At 66.0% G+C, this 19,158-nt stretch carries 13 protein-coding genes and 1 pseudogene; 7 read left to right on the top strand and 7 right to left on the bottom strand.

Features of this window, described 5'->3' with window-relative positions; genetic code table 11:
• Nucleotides 1-29: 29 nt before the first annotated feature.
• On the bottom strand, nt 30-1,598 hold the full coding sequence (locus ACT535_RS11735) for an acyl CoA:acetate/3-ketoacid CoA transferase (protein ID WP_476364480.1): 1,569 nt from the start codon (nt 1,596-1,598) through the stop codon (nt 30-32).
• Nucleotides 1,595-2,347 carry an enoyl-CoA hydratase/isomerase family protein gene (locus ACT535_RS11740; protein WP_476364481.1) on the bottom strand — a complete coding sequence of 251 codons (753 nt, stop codon included), beginning with the start codon at nt 2,345-2,347 and terminating at the stop codon, nt 1,595-1,597. The genes ACT535_RS11735 and ACT535_RS11740 overlap by 4 nt, the downstream gene beginning before the upstream one ends.
• A 152-nt stretch (nt 2,348-2,499) precedes the next feature.
• Here ACT535_RS11740 and ACT535_RS11745 point away from each other — a divergent pair, with 152 nt between their 5' ends.
• Nucleotides 2,500-3,690, top strand: coding sequence for an ABC transporter substrate-binding protein (locus ACT535_RS11745; protein ID WP_476364482.1), 1,191 nt, complete (start codon nt 2,500-2,502; stop codon nt 3,688-3,690).
• Nucleotides 3,691-3,903: 213 nt separating this feature from the next.
• Here the strand turns inward: ACT535_RS11745 and ACT535_RS11750 are convergent.
• Nucleotides 3,904-4,011, bottom strand: a pseudogene (locus ACT535_RS11750) (IS5/IS1182 family transposase); the annotation flags it as partial.
• Nucleotides 4,012-4,491: 480 nt separating this feature from the next.
• Nucleotides 4,492-5,367 carry a LysR family transcriptional regulator gene (locus ACT535_RS11755; protein ID WP_168461813.1) on the bottom strand — a complete coding sequence of 292 codons (876 nt, stop codon included), beginning with the start codon at nt 5,365-5,367 and terminating at the stop codon, nt 4,492-4,494.
• Nucleotides 5,368-5,624: 257 nt separating this feature from the next.
• Between ACT535_RS11755 and ACT535_RS11760 the strand changes: the two genes are divergently transcribed.
• A complete protein-coding gene (locus tag ACT535_RS11760; RefSeq protein WP_476364483.1) occupies nt 5,625-7,238 on the top strand; it encodes an alpha/beta fold hydrolase in 1,614 nt (537 codons plus the stop codon).
• A 485-nt stretch (nt 7,239-7,723) separates the two neighbouring features.
• Here ACT535_RS11760 and ACT535_RS11765 read toward each other — a convergent pair whose 3' ends face one another.
• Complete coding sequence (locus ACT535_RS11765; protein ID WP_476364484.1) at nt 7,724-8,611, bottom strand: LysR family transcriptional regulator; 888 nt, start codon at nt 8,609-8,611, stop codon at nt 7,724-7,726.
• A 187-nt stretch (nt 8,612-8,798) separates the two neighbouring features.
• Here ACT535_RS11765 and mmsB (ACT535_RS11770) point away from each other — a divergent pair, with 187 nt between their 5' ends.
• The 5 genes from mmsB (ACT535_RS11770) (at nt 8,799) to ACT535_RS11790 (ending at nt 14,635) form a co-directional block, all read left to right on the top strand.
• Nucleotides 8,799-9,692, top strand: coding sequence for a 3-hydroxyisobutyrate dehydrogenase (gene mmsB, locus ACT535_RS11770; RefSeq protein ID WP_476364485.1), 894 nt, complete (start codon nt 8,799-8,801; stop codon nt 9,690-9,692).
• A 35-nt stretch (nt 9,693-9,727) separates the two neighbouring features.
• Nucleotides 9,728-11,227, top strand: coding sequence for a CoA-acylating methylmalonate-semialdehyde dehydrogenase (locus ACT535_RS11775; RefSeq protein ID WP_476364486.1), 1,500 nt, complete (start codon nt 9,728-9,730; stop codon nt 11,225-11,227).
• 131 nt (nt 11,228-11,358) lie between these two features.
• Nucleotides 11,359-12,570 (top strand): ABC transporter substrate-binding protein, encoded by a 1,212-nt coding sequence (locus ACT535_RS11780; RefSeq protein WP_476364715.1) that lies wholly within the window; start codon nt 11,359-11,361, stop codon nt 12,568-12,570.
• 144 nt (nt 12,571-12,714) lie between these two features.
• Nucleotides 12,715-13,602: a 3-hydroxyisobutyrate dehydrogenase gene (mmsB, locus tag ACT535_RS11785; RefSeq protein ID WP_476364487.1), complete on the top strand. Its 888-nt coding sequence runs from the start codon at nt 12,715-12,717 to the stop codon at nt 13,600-13,602.
• A 49-nt stretch (nt 13,603-13,651) separates the two neighbouring features.
• Nucleotides 13,652-14,635 (top strand): quinone oxidoreductase family protein, encoded by a 984-nt coding sequence (locus ACT535_RS11790; protein WP_476364488.1) that lies wholly within the window; start codon nt 13,652-13,654, stop codon nt 14,633-14,635.
• A gap of 398 nt (nt 14,636-15,033) precedes the next feature.
• Here ACT535_RS11790 and ACT535_RS11795 read toward each other — a convergent pair whose 3' ends face one another.
• Both ACT535_RS11795 and ACT535_RS11800 read right to left on the bottom strand, forming a co-directional pair.
• Complete coding sequence (locus ACT535_RS11795) at nt 15,034-17,466, bottom strand: YbcC family protein (RefSeq protein ID WP_476364489.1); 2,433 nt, start codon at nt 17,464-17,466, stop codon at nt 15,034-15,036.
• Complete coding sequence (locus tag ACT535_RS11800; protein ID WP_476364490.1) at nt 17,460-19,064, bottom strand: proton-conducting transporter transmembrane domain-containing protein; 1,605 nt, start codon at nt 19,062-19,064, stop codon at nt 17,460-17,462. The genes ACT535_RS11795 and ACT535_RS11800 overlap by 7 nt, the downstream gene beginning before the upstream one ends.
• Between the last annotated feature and the right edge of the window lie 94 nt (nt 19,065-19,158).

Genomic DNA, 19,158 nt, shown 5'->3' on the forward strand with positions numbered 1-19,158 from the left:
TCTTGTGGCTCGGCGGACCTTCGCCGTCATCAGGGGGCGAACAAGGCTTCCTCCATCATCGGCAGGGGCTCCGAGATGCGGTGGGGGGCAAAGTCCATCTGCTCGAGAATGTCCCGCCGAACGTCGATGCCCTTGGCGACCTCGACCAGCGCAAGCCCCTCCGCCTCCACCTGGAAGACGGCGCGCTCGGTAAGGAGCTTGGCAGTTTGCCCGCGCTCGATCACGCCAGTGCGCACGGGGTAGGTGACATGGTCGGCGCTCGCGACCAGCTTCCGCACCGATCCCTCCCGCACGACGGACAGGCCGCCATCGGCGATGGCGCAGTTCAGGCCGCCGGTCGTGAAGGTGCCGGTGAACACCAGGTCCCGCGCATTATGCGCAATGTCGATGAAGCCGCCGGCGCCCGGATTGCTCGCGCCGAACCAGCTGACATTCACATTGCATGCCGCGTCGAACTGGGCGAAGGCGAGCGCGGCAAATGGGCAGTTTCCACCGTCAATGAAATCGAACTGCTGCAAGCCATCGAGCAGCGCTTCCGGCCCCATGTTGGCCGAGAACTGCCAGCCGCTCATCACCACGCCGCCGAACGGGCCGTGCTCGGTGGTGAACTGGTAGTTGTCGATCGCGCCGTTATCGAACAGGCCGTCCTCTGCCATCACCAGTGGCGCATCGGAGGAGGCGCCGAAGCCGAAGATGCTGGTCAGCCCAGGCTTAACCTCCCGCGCCGCCCGGCGGGCGATCACCTTGTCCGCCCCCAGGGGCAGGCGCGGGAGAACGTCGGGGGTGGCCCGGCGCCCGCCGAGATAAATGGGATCGAAGCGGTTGTCGGTACCGGACATCTGGTCCGGTACCACCACGTAATGGTCCACCAGCACGCCGGGAACGCGGCAGTCCTGCGCCAGCCGCGTGTGGCGCTCCACCTCCCGCCGCACCTGCGCTACCACGATGCCGCCGCAGGCCTTGGTGGCCAGCGCCAGCGCGGTATTGGACGACATGAGCGCCTCGTCCTCGTAGGAGAGGTTGCCGAACGCGTCGGCCGAGGAGGCGCGGATGAAGGCGACGTTGAGGGGGAAGGTCGGGTAGAAGAGATATTCCTTGTCGCGGAACTCGATCAGCTCGATCAGATCGTCGGTGCAGCGGCTGGTGAACTTGCCGCCTCCGAGCCGCGGGTCGGCGTAGGTGCCAAGGCCGATCTGCGTCATATATCCGGGGCTGCGGCGCGCCACCTCCCGCAGCCAGTGCATGCTGGCGCCTATGGGCCAGCTGTAGGCCTCGATGCGGTTCTCGCGGATCAGCCGCATCAGCTCCGGCCGCGTGCGCTTCACCGGGTGGAGCGGGTTCACGTAGGAGCCGGAGACGATCCGCTTCATCAGGCCTTCGACGGCGACGTGATCCATGCCGCGGATGTCGATGGAATCGCCGGTCCCGCAAGGGAAATAGAAGGTCAAGTCGCGCGGCGCACCCTCAGCGCCGAAGCGGTCGGCGACGGCCTTGAGCAAAGCGTCGGGGGTGATCCAGCCGATGACGCCGACGCTTGCGACGGTGTCGCCGGTGCGGATCAGCTCGGCGGCATCCTCGGCGGTGATGCGCTTGCTCATGACTTCACTCCGAAGCGCGCGAGGGTCGCCTTGGCAACAGGATGGGCGCAATTGCCGGCGAACAGGCGGTTGGCCCAGGCGTCCGCGGCCTCGCCGGCGCCCGCTGCCATGGGCGCGAAGAACTGCTTGGTCGCGGCGACGGCGGGGTGCGGCAGCGCGGCAAGGCGGCCGGCATGGCCGAGCGCCGCCTCGAGGACGCTTTCGCCCTCCGCAGCCAGATAGTCGGCGATGCCGAGGCGATGGGCCTCGCGCCCGTCGAACGCTTCCGCACCCCAGGTGAGACGCCGCGCGGCGACCGGCCCCACGCGGGCGACGATGGTCTGCAGGCCCCACGGCGGAATCCAGCCGATGGTGACCTCGGGCAGATGCCAGCGCGCGGCGGCACTACTGACGACGACATCACACGAGATGGCGAGAACGAAGCCGCCGCCGAGCGCGAACCCGTCAACGGCTGCGACCACCGGCGTGCTCATGAGGGCGATGGAACGCGCCACCGCGGCGGTATGGGCCTCGTGCGCCATCATGCCGGCAAGGTCGGTACCGGCAAGCTCCTTCAGGTCGCTGCCGGCGCAGAAGCCGGGCGCCGTACCGGTCAGCACGATAGCGTGGACGCTGGCGTCGGCATCGAGCCGTGCAAGGGCCTCAGCGAGATCGGAAATCACCTCGGCGCCGATGGCGTTGCGCCGCTTCGGCCGGTCCAGGGTCAGCACCGCGACCGCCTCGACTTGTTTCACATCCAGTTCCGACATGCCGTCCTCTTGCGCCTTGCCACGTGAATATATTTGTACCATGGTACAAGTGCGCAGCCGATGTCAATGAGGGGTGAATGCCCCCGCGCAAGGGAGGATGAGGCATGAAGGTGGGTGGGTTTCTAGCCGCGGCCGCGGCGGCAAGCGTGATCATGATGGCGACGGGCGCGGCGGGCCAGGACAAGCCGAGCCAGGACAAGCCGATCACAGTCAAGATCGGCGTCCTTACCGATCTGTCCAGTCTCTATGCCGACACCAACGGCTCCGGCGCCGTGGATGCCACGCGCATGGCCGCCGAGGACTATCTTGCCGCAGGCGGCAAGATCCGGGCGGAGGTGGTCTCCGCCGACCACCAGAACAAGGCGGATGTGGGCTCCTCCATCGCCCGACAGTGGTTCGATCAGGACGGGGTGGACGCCATCGTCGACGTGCCCAACTCGGCGGTAGGGCTCGCTGTCACCGAGATCGCACGGCAGAAGAACAAGGTGTTCATGAATTCAGGCGGCTCCTCGTCGGACTTCACCGGCAAGGCCTGCACGCCCAACAGCATCCACTGGACCTACGACACCTACGCGCTCGCCACCGGCACCACGCGAGCCGTGGTCGCGTCGGGCGGAGACACCTGGTATCTGCTGACGGCTGACTACGCCTTCGGGCATACCATGGAAGCTGACGTCCGCAAGATTCTCGCCGCCTCGGGCGCCAAGGTGGTGGGCAGCGCCCGCACCCCTCTCAATACCCAGGACTTCTCCTCATTCCTGCTGCAGGCTCAGGGCTCCAAGGCGAAGGTGATCGGCCTCATCAACGCGGGCGGCGACACCATCAATTCCATCAAGCAGGCGGCCGAATTCGGCATCGCCCAGGGCGGACAGAAGCTTGCGGCCATGGTGCTCTACATCACCGATGTGCATTCCCTCGGCCTGAAGGCGGCGCAGGGGCTCCAGTTCACGGCGGCCTATTACTGGGACCTCAACGACGGTACTCGTGCCTTCGCCAAGCGCTTCGCCGCGCGCAATGGCGGGCGGATGCCCACCCAACTCCAGGCCGGCGCCTATTCCGCAACGCTCCACTACCTGAAGGCGATCGAGAAGGCCGGCACCAAGACGGACGGCAAGCGCGTTGTCGAGGTGGCCAAAGAACTGCCCACCGATGACCCGTTGTTCGGCAAGGGCACGGTGCGGGCCGATGGCCGGAAGCTGCACAATATGTACCTGTTCGAGACCAAGACGCCCGAGCAGTCCAAGGGGCCGTGGGACTACTACAATCTCGTCCGCGTCATCCCCGCCCAGGAAGCGTTCCGCCCCATCGAGGAAGGTGGATGCCCCATGGTAGCGACGAAGTAGACAGATTGCTCAGCAGCGGGGGCGACAACCGTCGCCGCCGCTGCTGTCCTTCCAGTGCGATGATCGATTTCGGGCTTGATTCACCACGTACTGATCAGGCCGCGTGGTGCGGCGAGCTTGCGTGCTGCGAGAAAATTATCCGGGCGGAGCGTGGCGCGTAGCGAGGCCGCGCATTGGTGCGGTTGAGGACGCGCTCGATCTGTTTTCTCTGGTGCCCTTGCGGATGACTCGTGGCGGCACATCGGCAAAGGCGCCGCGTTCCGCAGTCTCGGCGCGGATGGCCTCGGTGTCGCAGGACTTGTCGGCGAGAAGGACGCCTCCCGGTAGAAGGCGGGCAAGCGGAAGCGGCATTTTGCAGACTCCAAGGCATACGACACCGGGGATTCCCGCTTTCCATCGCCATCGAGCCGGAAGGCCACTGCCACAGTCGCCAGGTGCAATCGCATCATTTCAAGCACGGCGTCGAAGCATTTAACGAAAAGCGCTAGTCCGCGTTCAATGGTCTTTAGTAAGTCTCCCCGCTGTGAGGCGGCGGTTGATGCCGCCGTTCGAGATGATTGCCAATGGCAATTTGGACAAGTTCGGCGATGACTCAGCCGGACTTTTGCATGCAGACGTTCGGACTGTCCGCTATGGGTCAGATTCGGCCTCGGATATTAATCAGCGATATGTCCGCTTTACGTCGAAGTCCTCAATAGAAGACAGTCAGATCTCGGCCCCATACCGGACGCTCAGAGCCGCTCTTGGCAAGCTCCGATCCTGGCGCTGTCGTACATGGACGTATTGAACCACCTTCCAACCTCATCTCCTGAGGCGAGCCGCCAGCGCGTCGATGAACAGGCGGACTTTCGACGGGATCATCCGGCTGGTCGGATAGACGGCCCAGACGTCCAGCGGCTCGGGGACGGCATCCTGCAACTCAATGACCTTCACACGGCCATCGGCAATCTCGTCCCGTACGAACCAAAGGGAGAGATTGGCAATTCCCAGGCCGCCCATACAGGCCTGCAGCAATCCCTCGATGGAATTGGCCGAGAAACGCCCTTCGATCCTTGCCGTGATCAGGTGCTCGGGGGTCTTGAAGGGCCAATGCGTCGTCCCGCTGGTGGCTAGGCATTCGTGCCGCGGAAGATCGGCCAGCGTCGCCGGCGCGCCATACTGTTCGAGATAGTCCGGCGAGGCGAGCAACACGCGCGGATTGTCGGCGAGCCGTCGCGCGACGAGGCTGCTGTCGTTCAGCTTGGCGATGCGGATGGCGAGGTCCAGCCCTTCGGTGACGAGGTCGACCAGCGCGTCCGTCATCGTCAGGTCCACCTTCAGCGCTGGATTGGCGCGCATGAAGTCGGGGATCATCGGCGCAATGACCTTGCGCCCGAAGGCGGCCGAGCTGGTGAGCCGTAACAGGCCGAAGCCGCCTTCCGTCACCGGTCGCACGCTCGCATAGGCGCTGGCGCGTTCTTCAAGCAGCGCGCGCGCATGCGGCAGGAATGACTGGCCCTCGGGCGTGAGCGCCAGGGCGCGGGTCGTGCGGTGTACGAGCCGGGCGCCAACTTCCTTCTCCAATGCAGAGAGCTGGCGCGTTGCGGCCATGGGGGTGATGCGCAGGGTACGGGCCGCCTTCGACAGGCTGCTTCCGCCAGCGACCTCGGCGAGGATGGACAGAGCGAGAAAATCCATTCTAACGCCTCGGGATATAATCCTTATCCGGGGACCGTATCACACTCCTGCCCGGAAGCCGGTAAGTTCGCTCGTGACGAACAGCGTTCTACCGGACGCACCAAGCAATCTCGTCTCACACCTGAACAATAGCCGATCGCGCCGTATGGCTCGCCGGCTGCACGGGCTTTCCGTGTGGCGTGCCTCAGCCTGCCCTGCATCGGCAAGGAGGCGCCGATGCCGACTTCCTCGTTCACGCCCTCATCGCCCGTAATGCCATGACTGACATTCGCCACCACACCGTCCGCGCCAACGGCATCCGTCAGCATTTTCTGGAGGCGGGGTCGGGCGCACCGGTCGTTCTCCTCCATGGTTTTCCCGAGACCAGCTTCGCCTGGCGTCACCAGATCCCGGTCCTCGCCGAGCGCTTCCGTGTCATCGCCCCCGATCTGCGCGGGTATGGCGAGACCGACAAGCCCGCCGCCGGGTACGACAAGCGGACCATGGCAAACGATCTCGTAGAGCTCCTCAAGAGCTTGGATATCGGAAAGATCGTGCTGGTCGGCCATGACCGCGGCGCGCGCGTCGCTACTCGCTTCGCCAAGGACCATCCTGAGCTTCTCGACCGGCTGGTGGTGATGGATAACGTGCCGACCCGCATCGTCGCGCGCTCGATGAATGCGCAGATCGCAAAGGCATATTGGTTCTTCATGTTCCACCTCGTGCCCGACCTCCCCGAGGCGCTGATCGCCGGGCGCGAGGACCTCTGGCTGCGGCACTTCTTTTCGGACTGGTGCTTCAATCCGCATGCGATCAGCGGCGCAGATTTCGATGCCTATGTCGCTGCCTATCGCGCACCCGGCGCGGTGCGTGGTGCCATGTCCGACTACCGCGCCAATGCCGAGGACAATGCTCAGGACCTCGTCGACGCGGAGGTGAAGATCGCCTGCCCGGTCCTTTCGCTTTGGGGTGCGGACTTCGGCGCCGTCGGCAAGACCTTCGACATGGCCCAAGTGTGGTCCGAAATGGCCAGCGACCTCAAGGCAGTGCCCATCGAACGCTGTGGCCATCTCCCGCACGAGGAACAGCCCGAGATCGTCAACCGCCTCCTTCTCGACTTTCTCGATGGCTGGCGCGGCTGCCCCCCCATTCGAGCGAGACCCATCCATGCTGAAAGGACCACTTCCATGACCACCATCCCTAAGGGCGTTACCGTCGTCCTCGTCCACGGCGCTTGGGCCGACGCCTCCAGCTGGCGGCTCGTCATCCCGTATCTCCAGCGAGAGGGCATTGATGTTGTCGCGGTGCAGAACCCGACGACTTCGCTGGCCGACGATGTCGATGCCACCCGCCGCACACTCGACAGCATCGACGGCCCGGTCGTGCTGGTCGGCCACAGTTGGGGCGGCACGGTGATAACCGAGGCCGGCAACGATCCGAAGGTGAAGGCGCTGGTCTACGTCGCCGCCTTCGCGCCCGATGCCGGCCAGTCGACCGGCGACCAGGTAGGCGCCCATCCTGCCCCGCCCGGCCTCGGCGGCGTCATCCCGTTCGGCGAGGGCTTCCTCAAGATGAGCGAGGCGAGCTGGATCGCCAATGTCGCGCAGGACCTGCCCGAGCAGGACGCGCGCGTGCTCGCAGCCGTCCAGACGCCGCTGTCGCTCACCACCTTCAGCGACAAGGTCGGCACGCCGGCCTGGGCCGGCCGCCCCAGCTGGTACATCGTGTCAAGCCAGGACCGTGCAGTGAGCGTAGAGCTGCAGCGGGAGCTCGGCCGGCGCATCAACGCCCAGACCGTGGAGCTGGTCGCGAGCCACATGTCGCTGCTGTCGTTGCCGCAGGCCGTCGCCAACATCATCCGCGATGCCGTGAACGGCGTTTCGGAAGGTTGAGGGGAGCGGGGGTGCCATGTCCACCTCACCGATGCCTCATGCCGTCGGATCGCGCGTTCGCGATGATCGTGCGTGGAGCAGGTGAAAGACCAGATCAAAACTGTCCCTTTCGTTCGACCGCCACGTACTTTCGACAAAGGTGTACCGCAGCCCATATGGCAATATTTCGGTCGACTTCGATTTCACGGCCAAGAATGCGCTCGGTGGGAGCAGCCCGCAGCACGCGCGCTGCGCCATCGACGACACCGGGATCTACCCCGCTGAGATATCGGCTCGATAGAAGCGCCGGACGAGGGAAGTGCTACTGCGTGAAATATTGCAACCGGTTGCATCGATCGGGGGCTATTCTGTCGTGCCTTATTTATGGAGGCAGACTTTCGAACAATTGCCGCCTGTTGATCTGCGCCGCCGGCTGAAAAAGCTTTCCAAATCGACGTTGCGTTTGCGTAGTGCCCTCGGCGATCAACCGATTGGTTACAGGCGGCCTAGACCATCAGGCGCTGGCTATGTTCCCGAGTGGTCCTCTTGAGGAACTGCCACACCGCCTGCACGCGGGCGATGCGCTTCAGCTCGGTCGGCATCATCACCCAATAGGTCCGCTGGAAGCTCACCTCGCTGCCCAGCACCGGCCTGAAGGCCTCGTCCTGGCCCACGAGGTAGGACGGCAGGATGGCGATGCCGCCACCGGAAGCGACGATCGCCATCTGGGAGAAGATGCTGGTGCTGCGGATGCCGGGCGTGCTGGACTGAACGAGATCCCAGATCACGGGCAGGCCCTTGGCGGGGCCGCTTTCCTCGATGTAGCTCACGAGGTGGTGGTCCTTCAGGTCGGCGAGGCGGGTGATGGGGGCGTGGGCCGCGAGGTAGGACGGCGCTGCATAGAGGCGCAGCGTGTAGTCGTAGAGCTTCGTGATGAGGTAGGGGCCGCGCTCGGGCCGGTCGATGGTGATGACGATGTCCGCCTCGTTCCGCGCAAGGAGGATCGGGCGCGGCTGGACGATGAGATCGACCCGAAGGTTCGGATGCTGCCGGCGCAGCTCGGCGAGATCGTGCGGCAGCACGCCGGCGGCGTAGCCCTCCGTGCAGCCCACCCGGACGATGCCCGAGACTGACTGGGCGGGCGCCGTCTTCTCCTCGTCCATGCTGAGGAACAGGTCCTCGACGGCCTGTGCCTCCACCAGCAGGTTCCGCCCGCGCAATGTCAGATCATGTCCCGTGTGGGTGCGGGTGAACAAGGGCGCGCCCACCGCCAGCTCGAGCCGCTGGATCCGGCGCGCGACCGTGGTGTGCTTGACGTCCAGCCGGCGGGCCGCCTCGGTCAGCGTGCGCGTGCGCGCCAGCTCCAGGAAGAACCGCAGATCGTCCCACTCCATGCCGAGGACTCGCGATGTGCAAATTTGCACACTAGCCTCACATCCAGCGGCGGTTCAAGCGGACGGGCTGCGTGTTACCAATTCCCTTGGGTACCGATCCATCGAGCGCAGCGGCGAGATCCGCCAGACGCTCAGGCCGCCGCAATGCGGAGGCTGACAACGGACGGACCGAGGGAGCCGTAGGTTTATGTCCAGAATTGCCTTTCTAGGCATCGGAAACATGGGTTTTCCGATGGCGTCCAACCTTGTGCGCGCCGGCCACGAGGTTCGCGCATTCGATGTCTCCACAGGGGCCTTGGAGCGCCTCGCGGGGCTGGGCGCACAGGCCGCGGAGAGCCCGCTTGCGGCTGCCGAAGGCGCCGAAATGGTCATCACCATGGTGCCCAACAGCCGCGCGGTCGCGGATCTGTATCTCGGGCCCACGGGCCTTCTTGCACGCCTTGCTGGGCGCCCTCTGCTGGTGGACTGCTCGACCATCGCGCCGGACGTGGCGCGCGATCTTGCGTCCGCTGCCGAGCGGGAAGGTTTCCGCATGCTCGATGCCCCGGTCTCCGGCGGCGTGCAGCGCGCCGCCGAAGGAACGCTGGCGTTCATGGTGGGCGGTCGGGAGGACACGCTGGCGCATGCTCGGCCTGTGTTGGAGCAGATGGGGCGGTTCATCTTCCATGCCGGCGGCAACGGCGCGGGACAGGCGGCCAAGATCTGCAACAACATGCTCGCCGCAGTCACCATGGCTGCGACGGCCGAGGTGATGGAGCTCGGCGCCCGCAATGGGCTCGATCCCGCCGTCCTCACCGCCATCATGCAGAAGAGCTCCGGCGGGAATTTCTTCCTCGAGCGCTGGCATCCCTGGCCCCACGTTCTGCCGGACTCGCCCTCCAGCAAGGGCTACGCCGCAGGCTTCCAGCTGGCGCTGATGCTGAAGGATCTCGGCCTCGCCCTCGACAGCGCCCGGGCCAACGGCGCCGCCGTGCCCATGGGGGCTCTGGCGCAGAGCCTCTACGCGCTGCGCTCCAAGGAGGAGGGTGCACCCGCCTTGGACTTCTCCTGCATCCAGACGCTCTACACACACCAGGCCTGATCCCGGCCTCCCCACCGATCCAAGGAGTTCATCCCGTGTACGGCATCGACCACTACATCGGCGGCACCTTCAGCCGCGGCTCCGGCACCCGTTCCGGTCCCGTGTTCAATCCCTCCACCGGCGAGGAAATCTACCGCTGCAATTATGCCGACCGCAGCACGGTCGACGAGGTGGCCAAGGTGGCCGTCACGGCCGGCCGGGCCTGGGCCGGCCAGTCGCAGACCCGGCGCCAGCAGGTCATCTTCAAGATGCGCGAACTGGTGATCGTCAATATCGACGCCCTGGCGGAGATCACCGGCCTTGAGCACGGAAAGACCATCGATGATGCGAAGGGCGAAATCGGACGCGCGGTCGAAGCGCTGGAGTTCGCCACCAACGCCCCGCAGGTGACGAAGGGCGAATACTCCGTCAACGTTGGCGGCGGCATCGATACCTTCTCGATCCGCCAGCCGGTGGGCGTGGTCGGCTGCATCGCGCCGTTCAACTTCCCCGTCATGGTGCCGCTCATGATGGGCGCGATGGCGGTGGCCGTGGGCAATGCGGTGGTGGTGAAGCCCTCCGAGCGTGTTCCCGGCGCAACCGCTCTCGTCAGCGAACTGTGGAAGAAGGCCGGCCTGCCGGACGGCGTGTGGAACGTGGTCAACGGCGACGCCGAGGTGGTGGACGCGATCCTGGAGCACCCCTCCATCGCCGCGATCAGCTTCGTCGGGTCCACGCGGGTCGGCGAATACATCTACCAGAAGGGCTGTTCCCACAATAAGCGGGTCGCGGCCTACACCGGCGGTAAGAACCACATGGTGGTGATGCCGGACGCCGACCTCGAAGCCGTCGCGGCCGCCTTCATCAGCGCCGGCTACGGCTCCGCGAGCCAGCGCTGCATGGCCATCTCCCTCCTCGTTGCGGTGGGTGACCAGACCGCCGACCGTCTGCGCGCGCTCATTGTGCCCATGGTGGAGAAGCTGCGCGTAGGTTCCTATGACGACAAGTCCGCCGACTTCGGCCCGCTCGTGACGGCTGCCGCCAAGGCGACCGTCGAAGCCGCCATCGACCGCGCCGTCGCGGAGGGCGCCGAGCTGGTGGTGGACGGCCGCGTGCAGGTCGCCGGCAAGCCCGGCTTCTATGTCGGCGCGTCGCTGGTGGATAACGTCACCACCGACATGCAGATGTGGAAGGAAGAGATCTTCGGCCCCGTGCGCGGGATGATGCGTGTCAACTCGCTTGATGCGGCAATCGAGGTGGTGAACGCGCACGAATACGGCAACGGCGCGGTGATCTTCACCCGCAACGGCCGCGCAGCACAGCGCTTCTACATGGAGGTGGAAGCTGGCATGCAGGGCGTGAACGTCCCAGTTCCGGTGCCGGTGGGCCACCACAATTTCGGTGGCCTGCGCCGCTCCAAGTTCGGCGACGCTCACATGTTTGGTCCGGACGCGGCGCGCTTCTACACCAAGATGAAGACCATCTCCCAGCGCTGGCCCGAGCCGGACGCCAGCCTCGACCACGCCGTCTCGATGTCGTTCCCGAGCAACGGCTGACCGGCGCGGCACGCCAGCGTCGAACGAGAGCAGGGCGGGGAGGCAAAAACCCTCCGCCCTGCATTGGCCGAGGCCGCAAAAGGTCGGGCCGAAAAAGACAACAAGATAAATGGAGGAACGCCGTGAAGCTCATGACTTCCCTTGCCGCGCTCGTCGCGTCCGTGTCCCTGTGCCAGGCGGCCGAAATTTCCGGTGGCGTGGTCAAGATCGGGGTGCTGAACGACCAGTCGGGCGTCTATGCCGATTTCGGCGGCCGCACCTCCGTGGATGCCGCCCGCATGGCTGCCGACGAATTCATGTCGAAAAACAAGAACATCAAGGTCGAGATCATTTCGGTGGACCACCAGAGCAAGGTGGACGTAGCCGTTGCCACCGCCAAGCAGTGGTTCGAAACGGAAGGCGTGGACGCCATTGCAGATCTCACCAATTCGGCGGTCGCCATCGCCGTCAACACCATGGGGCGCGACCTCGGCAAGATCACCTTGATGACCGCTCCGCTCACCACGGCGCTCACCAATGAAGCCTGCTCGCCCACCGGCTTCCACTGGGGCTGGGATACCTATTCGCAGTCGGTCGGCACGGCGTCCGCGCTGCTCGACCGCGGCGAGAAGGACTGGTTCATCCTCGCCGCCGACTATGCGTTCGGCGCGGCGATGACTGCCGAGCTGGACCGGGTGGTGACGGCGAAGGGGGGCAAGGTCGTCGGCCAGGTGAAGCACCCGCTCGGGGCCAACGATTTCTCTTCCTTCCTGCTGCGGGCGCAGTCGTCGAAGGCGCAGATCATCGCGCTCGCCAATGGCGGCACCGACACCATCAACGCCATCAAGCAAGCCGGCGAGTTCGGCATTGCCGCGGGGGGCCAGAAGCTCGCGGGCCTCGCCGTGGTGATCAGCGACGTTCACGCCCTTGGGCTGAAGGCCGCGCAGGGTCTGATCGTCGCGACGCCGTTCTACTGGGATCACAACGCCCAGACCCGCGCGTTCTCGAAGCGGTTTCAGGAGCGGACGAAGCGGATGCCGGGCGTGGTCCAGGCGGCCACCTACTCGGCCGTCTCGCACTACCTGCAGGCGGTCGCGGCAGCGGGCACGGATGACGGCAAGACGGTTGCCGCCAAGATGCGAGCCACTCCGGTTCACGACGCCTACGCGCCCAACGGCAAGATCCGTCCCGACGGCCGCATGGTGACGGACATGTACCTCGTGGAAGTGAAGACCCCGGCCGAATCCAAGGGCGAGTGGGACTATTTCAAGGTGCTCGGCAAGATCCCGGAAGGCGACACCGCCGCTCCCCTGTCCGCTTCGCGCTGCCCGCTGGTCAAGGAAGCCGCCAGCCAGGCGAAGTAGTCCCCCCGTCGGCGCGTGCCCGTTCCTGACGGCACGTGCCGGCCCCTCGCATCGGAGAGGGCGGGGGATTGGTCCTAGCCGGTCGAGCCGTGGGCTTGCCTGCGCCCGACGACCGAGCCGCCCACGAAAGAAGGGAACTGGACTGTGACTAGCATCGCATTCATTGGACTTGGCAACATGGGCGCGCCCATGTGCGGGCATCTGATCAAGGCCGGCCACGCCCTGTACGGGTTCGATCAGTCCTCGGAGAGGCGCGCCGCGGCCGTCCAGATGGGCGGCCGGCCGGTCGGTACGTTGCAGGAGGCGGTGCGCGACGTCGAATGCGTCATCACCATGCTTCCGACGGGACGGCACGTCCGAGAGGTCTACGAAGGCCCTGGCGGAGTATTGGAGAGTGTGGCGCTTGGAGCGCTGCTCATCGACAGTTCGACCATCGATATCGATAGCGCCAACGCGGTGTCGAGTGCCGCAAGAGAGGCGGGCTTCACGATGGTCGATGCTCCGGTCTCCGGGGCGGTGCCCGCCGCTGAGGCGGGGCGGTTGACCTTCATGGTAGGTGGTTCGCCTGAGGGTTACGAACGCGCCGTCCCGATCCTCAAGGCCATGGGCCATCGCTTCTTCCACATCGGCGGGAGCGGCGCGGGCCAAGCCTTGAAAATCTGCAACAACATGATGACCGGAATCAGCATGGTCGCTATCTCGGAAGTCTTCACCCTTGCCGGCCAACTCGGACTGGACATGAAGACGGTCTATGATGTGATGATCGGCTCCTCAGGCAACTGCTGGGCGCTTGAGCACTACTGCCCGGTGCCCGGACCGCTGCCCAGCTCTCCCGCCAACCGAGACTATGCGCCGGGGTTCTCGGGCCACATGATGTTGAAGGACATGCGCCTGTCCCAGCAGGCAGCCGCCGGTGCCGGCGCCGCGACGCCGCTGGCGGGAGCCGCGGCGGCCATCTACCAAATGCTGGTCGCCAACGGCCACGGCGACCGCGACTTCAGCTACGTCTTCAAGATGATCTCCGGCCGCTGAAGGCGCCTGCCTCATTTCCGCCCCGCCGCGCGCACTCCCAGGATGCCCCATGAAATCGAAAGCAGTTCGGGTTCACGTTGCCGGCGGTCCGGACGTGCTTTCCATCGAGACCGTGGACGTTCCTGCGCCCGGCCCGGGTGAGGTTGTGGTTCGCCATACCGCCATCGGCGTCAATCTCATCGATGTTTATCACCGCTCCAGCACGGCGGGTCAGTATGCCATCCCGCGTCCGGCCATCCTCGGCGTGGAGGCTGCCGGCGTGGTCGAGGCAGTGGGCGTCGATGTGGCTGGTCTGGTGCCCGGCCAGCGCGTCGCGTACTGGAATTTCCTTGGCGCCTATGCCGAGCGGCGCATCGTGCCCGCGTGGAGGCTGGTTCCCATCCCCGATGCCGTGAGCGACCAGCAGGCAGCGGCCTCGATGGTCAAGGGGGCGACGGCCTTCTATCTGCTCACCCGCATCTGGCCGGCGCGGCCCGGCGCCGCCATCCTCGTGCATGCAGCGGCCGGCGGCGTGGGACAGTTGCTTTGCCAATGGGCAAGCCGGCTCGGCGTAACCGTGATCGGGACCGTGGGGTCGGACGATAAGATCGATGTGGCACGGAAGGCGGGATGCGCTGTCGTCGTGAACTACCGCCAGGAGGACTTCGTCGCCGCTGCACGCAGCGCTACTGATGGGAGAGGCGTCGATGCCGTCTTTGATTCCATCGGCCAGGCCACGTTCGACAGGTCCTTGGACTGTCTCAAGCCTGTCGGCCTGATGGTGAGTTTCGGCCAGGCGAGTGGTCCAGTCCCTCCGCTGGATGTCGGCATTCTCGCAGCGAAAGGATCTGTGCTCCTGGCCAAGCCGACCCTCGCGACCTTCACCAGAACTCCGGCCGATATCGCCGCTTTGACTCAAGGCGTTTTCGACGCGCTCGAGCGCGGCATGATCTCCCCCATGATCGGCATGACCGCGTCCCTCGACGAGGTTCGATCTGTCCATGAGAGAATCGAAGCTCGCAACACGACCGGTGCGATTGTGCTGACCCCTTGAGCCGCCCATCGTAGGCGCGAATTCGTCTGCTGCCGAGCCAAGAAATCTGCGGGCTTGAACCGTCAAGGCAGGGGGGGTGCAACTCGTTGAGGTCGAGCCCAGCATGCTCGTGGTGCCGAGCGAAGCGAGGGGCGTACAAGTCGCCCGATGGCCGTGAGGCGTAACCGTCTTGGACGAGCTTCGCAGCCTTCGGCTGTTCCTGCCAGAAGGATTTAGGATCCCGTGGCGTTCTCCGGTCTTCTTCTTCCAATTCAACGGGTGAAGCTCACACTCGCTTTGTCGCGATCAGCACTGGCGCGACGCTTCTCCGATCCGATGACGCCTTGGTGCAACCGGTTGCAATGCCGACCATCGGCCTCTTCGAGACAGATGCCGCCGGCTTGATGATGGGCCCGATTTCACGCGAGCACCGGCGGCAGAGATTCCGCATCTGCTGCCTCGCGGACGGTGCTCTCCCAGCGCAGGCCTCCGGCATAGCGCCAGGCCATGCGGCCCTCATCATCAAGCGCGAAGAGGTGGAGCCAGCGATTGTCGAACAGCGCGCGGACCTCGGAGTGGCGACCGAGAATGTCGGCGATCGCCTCGCGCGGCGCTTCGATCAGCACGGAAAGCCGCAGCGGTTCATGGATCAGGCGTTCGCCGTCATGAACCGATTGCCAGGGCAGTCCCGTCCGCAGCAAGCCGCCATTGCCCTCGACGACGCCGAGTCCGCCGGTGACGTTGTGGAGCAGCTTGTTGCCCGCGCCGAAGACGTCGGGCGCGACGGTCGAGCCGTAATATTGCAGACTGATCCAGCTCGCAACGACGACGGGGGCGGTCAGGATCTGCTCCAGCACGCCAAATCCATCGTCGCGCCGCCAGTCATAGTCGTGGAGGAAGGCGCGCCCGGCGAAGTCGCGCCCGACGGTGCGCGAGCGCGGTGCCGCGATGAAGGCCTGGCAACCGGCCAGCGCCCATTCGGGGCGTAGCTCGGCCCAGTCCCGGGCACGATGGGGAATGTCCTGGCTGCATGCGGCGCGGGGCAGGCGCAGAGCCCGCTCGCCCCGCGCCAGGACGCCGGCGGAGGCCAGCCAACGCTCGGCCCTCTGCAGATCGCCCGCATGGGCGGCCGAGGGATGGTCGGCCGCATAGATCGTCACGGTGTCGGTCGTCGTGTCGTGCAGCGCCGCGAGGAAAAGCGTGTCCTCTGGAATGGCGATGCCCCGCTCTGCCAGACCGCTCCGCACGTCCCCGTCGTTCAGCAGCGAGGCCAGAAGCCGTGCATTCACCTCGCCGGAATACCCGCCGCACGCGCCGCAGTGGAGTGCGCTGGCATGGGGATTGTTGACCACACTGGCGCCATGGCCCGCGATCAGCACGAGCCGGGCAAAGCCTTCGGTCAGCGACATCGCCTTGAGGACCCGCTGTGCCATCGTCAGCCGTGTCGCGGGATCGAGAGGGGTGACCGGGCGCGGCGCCGGATCGTTCGGCGCCGCGTGCCGCGTCAGCGCCAGTCCGTCCCGCAGCAGCTTGGCGGCGTAGAGTGGACCCGCGGCCTCGACAAAGGCGAACGAGGAAATGGCCGCCAGCTTAAAGCGCCCCCAGGCCCGTTTCGCTCGCGCCGTGACCCGGGCGGCGAGGTTCGCCTTCTCCGTCGCCGGCGTCGCATCGCCCGAGCATGTGAAGACACCCGGCGTCAGGAGCGCGGGCAGGCGCGCTTCCACGACATCCGAGGCAAAGCGGCGATGACCGACGCCGAGACCGAAGAACCCGGCAAATCCCAGGGTCCGGATACCAGGGTCGAGGCTTTCCAAGGCCCGGCGAAACACTTCCGAGCGTACGTCGATACAGAACGCCATCTGCAGCAAGGGACGGCCAGCGGCCCGGGGCGAAGGCGTTCCAGCAAGAAGGACCGCGAGGCGCCGATGTGCGGCGCGCTCGGCGGCCTCCTGCAGGATGGCATCGACCACATCCTCGCCGGTCGCCGTGACGGGCTCGGCGCAGGCTGCGATGGCTACCTGCCATTGGGAGGCGAGCGGAAGCTTGTATTTGCGCAGTAGGGCTGCCTCCCAGAACAGGCGGATGGCGAGGAGGTCGATGATCGACCCATCGGTCCCCCCGCTCAGCTCCGCCTGCCAGAGGCGATGGCGGGCAACCTGCCCCCAGCCGCCTAGCGTCGTCAGAAGCCGGTGGAAGTACATCTCGAGTGCAGCCGGGGGGATGCCGAGCTCGCCGACGGACGCGACGAGCGCGTTGTCGGCATTGGTCGGCGCATCCGCGACGGTCTGTGCGAAACCCGTGAGGCCGGCGATCTCCGGCGTCAGGTCGTGGGTCGCGACGATGTGCCATGACGCATAGGCGCTTCTGGCCTTTGCGTCGGCCCAGAGCGCCTGGCCCTGATCGAAATAGCGCGCTGCCCAGTGACCGATCCGGTCGTTGACCATGCCGGGCCAATCGATGGAGGCGACTTCCCGTGCCAGATCGGCAACCGTTGGGATGGCATCTGACGGCATCCCTTTGGCATGGATAGCCTGCCTCAGCGCCGCGAGCGTCTGGGGGCGCAGCGCTGCGGGTGCCGCATCGAAAGCTGCGCGCAGATCGTCATCGGTGATGTCGCCGGCGCGCAACTTCTCGGCATAGCAGGCCCGCGGCATGGTGAGCGCAATGCCCGCAGCGCGCCGCAGACGTGCGGCGGCCGTCGCCAACGGCTCGTACGTCTGGCCGAGGAAGGGATTGACCGCGACGCTTGAGGCGAGCGGCCATAGGGGAGGGATCGCGCGCGCCGCACGATGCGCCGCCGCGATGATTGCATCGGCGGGTGCAAGCGGCAGTCTGGTCGCAGTCATCAGCATGGGAAATGTCCTTGTTCTTGCTGCTTCACGAGGCCTTTGCGGATGGACCAGCCGCCGAGAAGGCGATCGATCGTGGCGTTGACGTAGAGGCCGTTGGAGAGATGGACGCGCAGCCCGGCGGCCGCGGGGTGCGACGCCCAGAGCGGAAAGAGGGCCTGCGCCACCGCCACCAGCCCGAAGCTCAGCACTGCGAGCGCCATCAGGGTCCATTCCAGCCGCCCAGGTGCCGGCGTCGCGGGCAGAACTCCCGTCGTCAGCCACTCGGCCGCGGTCTGGAGCGCGAAGTAGCCGACCGCGGCGGTGCCGGCGTAGATTGCCGTCTTGCGGGTGAGCGGACGTGGCGCGGCATCGGCCAGCCCCTGGGCGAGCAGATAGGCCACGCCGAAGATCAGGATGGCGCCCAGCGCGATCGCCTGGGGCGACTTGTGGTCGAACCCGAAGACGAAGCCGAACGTGCCGCCGATCCCGGCATAGATCGCAAGTGCGATCAGGAAGGCGCGGCCGACGGCTGATCCATCAGGGACGGCCACCGGTCCCGGCCGGCGAATGGTCGCAATCTGCTCGACCGCTCCTCCGGAGGCCAGAAACGCGTGCGCCTTGTAGAGCGAGTGGGCGACGATGTGGAGCAAGGCGAGCGGGAACAGGGCAAGGCCGCACTGGAGCGTCATGAACCCCATCTGTGCGACCGTCGACCAGGCGAGGGATGTTTTCACCGCCGGTTGCGTCAGCATGACGAGCGCACCGAACAGAGCGGTGAAGCCGCCCAGGATGGCCAATGTGGCGAGCACGCCGGGCGCCAGCAGCATCACGTCGGCAAAGCGGATCAGCAGGAAGCCGCCGGCATTGATCACACCGGCATGAAGCAGGGCCGACACCGGTGTCGGCGCCTCCATGACCTCGGTGAGCCAGCCGTGGGTCGGGAACTGCGCCGATTTCAGCACCGCGGCGAGCGCAAGCAGGGCGGCTGCCGTGACGATCAGCCAGGAGGCGTCACTGGTCCGGGCGAGCGCGTTGAGCGTGGCGATATCGGTGGTGTCGAACCGCGCCCACATCAGGACGGCCGCACCCGCCAGCGCGACGGCACCGATCATCGAAAACACGCGCTTCTTGCGCGCCGCGCGCTGCGCCGCCACGCGCTCCGGATAGAACAGAAGCAGGCGATGCAGCGCGGCACTGGTTGCGATCCATGCCCCGACCAACTGGATGAGATTGCCCGCCTGGACGAGCAGGAGGACGGCCGCGAGCGCGCTGCAGAGCCAGCCGGTGAAATAGCCCTGGCGGGCCTCGCCATCGAGATACGTGCGGGCGTACCGCACGACGATCCAGCCGACGAACGCCACCAGCAGCAGCATGGTCGCGCTGACCGCATCGAGCCGCGCCGAAAGGCCGATCCCCGCCCATCCGACAAGACCGCTGTCGCCGGGGCCTCGCCCGATGAGCAGCGCAAGCGACGCGATCGCGATCAACAGACTGCCGATCGCGGCGGCCTCCGCGAACACGGGCACCAAGGGTGGGCGCCTGCCGCTCCGTTCAAATCCGAAGAGGGCGGCGCAGAGCAGCAGGAGCGGTGCGGCAAGCGGGAGCAGATAGAGCGACAAGGCAATCCCCAACGAACGATGACGGTCGGGGTCCCTCGATAGCGAGCGGCAGAGGTCGAGAAAAATTCATTGTTCAAGAGAAACCATTCGCTAT

This window comes from Xanthobacter sp. DMC12, from assembly GCF_056314105.1.

Bases quoted from the DNA above. Each gene is read 5' to 3' on its own strand.
- ACT535_RS11780 (WP_476364715.1), top strand. From the start codon at position 11,359: ATGACTTCCCTTGCCGCGCTCGTCGCGTCCGTGTCCCTGTGCCAGGCG.
- ACT535_RS11765 (WP_476364484.1), bottom strand. From the start codon at position 8,611: ATGGAGTGGGACGATCTGCGGTTCTTCCTGGAGCTGGCGCGCACGCGC.
- ACT535_RS11795 (WP_476364489.1), bottom strand. From the start codon at position 17,466: ATGCTGATGACTGCGACCAGACTGCCGCTTGCACCCGCCGATGCAATC.
- ACT535_RS11755 (WP_168461813.1), bottom strand. From the start codon at position 5,367: ATGGATTTTCTCGCTCTGTCCATCCTCGCCGAGGTCGCTGGCGGAAGC.
- ACT535_RS11790 (WP_476364488.1), top strand. From the start codon at position 13,652: ATGAAATCGAAAGCAGTTCGGGTTCACGTTGCCGGCGGTCCGGACGTG.
- ACT535_RS11745 (WP_476364482.1), top strand. From the start codon at position 2,500: ATGATGGCGACGGGCGCGGCGGGCCAGGACAAGCCGAGCCAGGACAAG.
- ACT535_RS11740 (WP_476364481.1), bottom strand. From the start codon at position 2,347: ATGTCGGAACTGGATGTGAAACAAGTCGAGGCGGTCGCGGTGCTGACC.
- mmsB (WP_476364485.1), top strand. From the start codon at position 8,799: ATGTCCAGAATTGCCTTTCTAGGCATCGGAAACATGGGTTTTCCGATG.
- ACT535_RS11760 (WP_476364483.1), top strand. From the start codon at position 5,625: ATGACTGACATTCGCCACCACACCGTCCGCGCCAACGGCATCCGTCAG.
- ACT535_RS11735 (WP_476364480.1), bottom strand. From the start codon at position 1,598: ATGAGCAAGCGCATCACCGCCGAGGATGCCGCCGAGCTGATCCGCACC.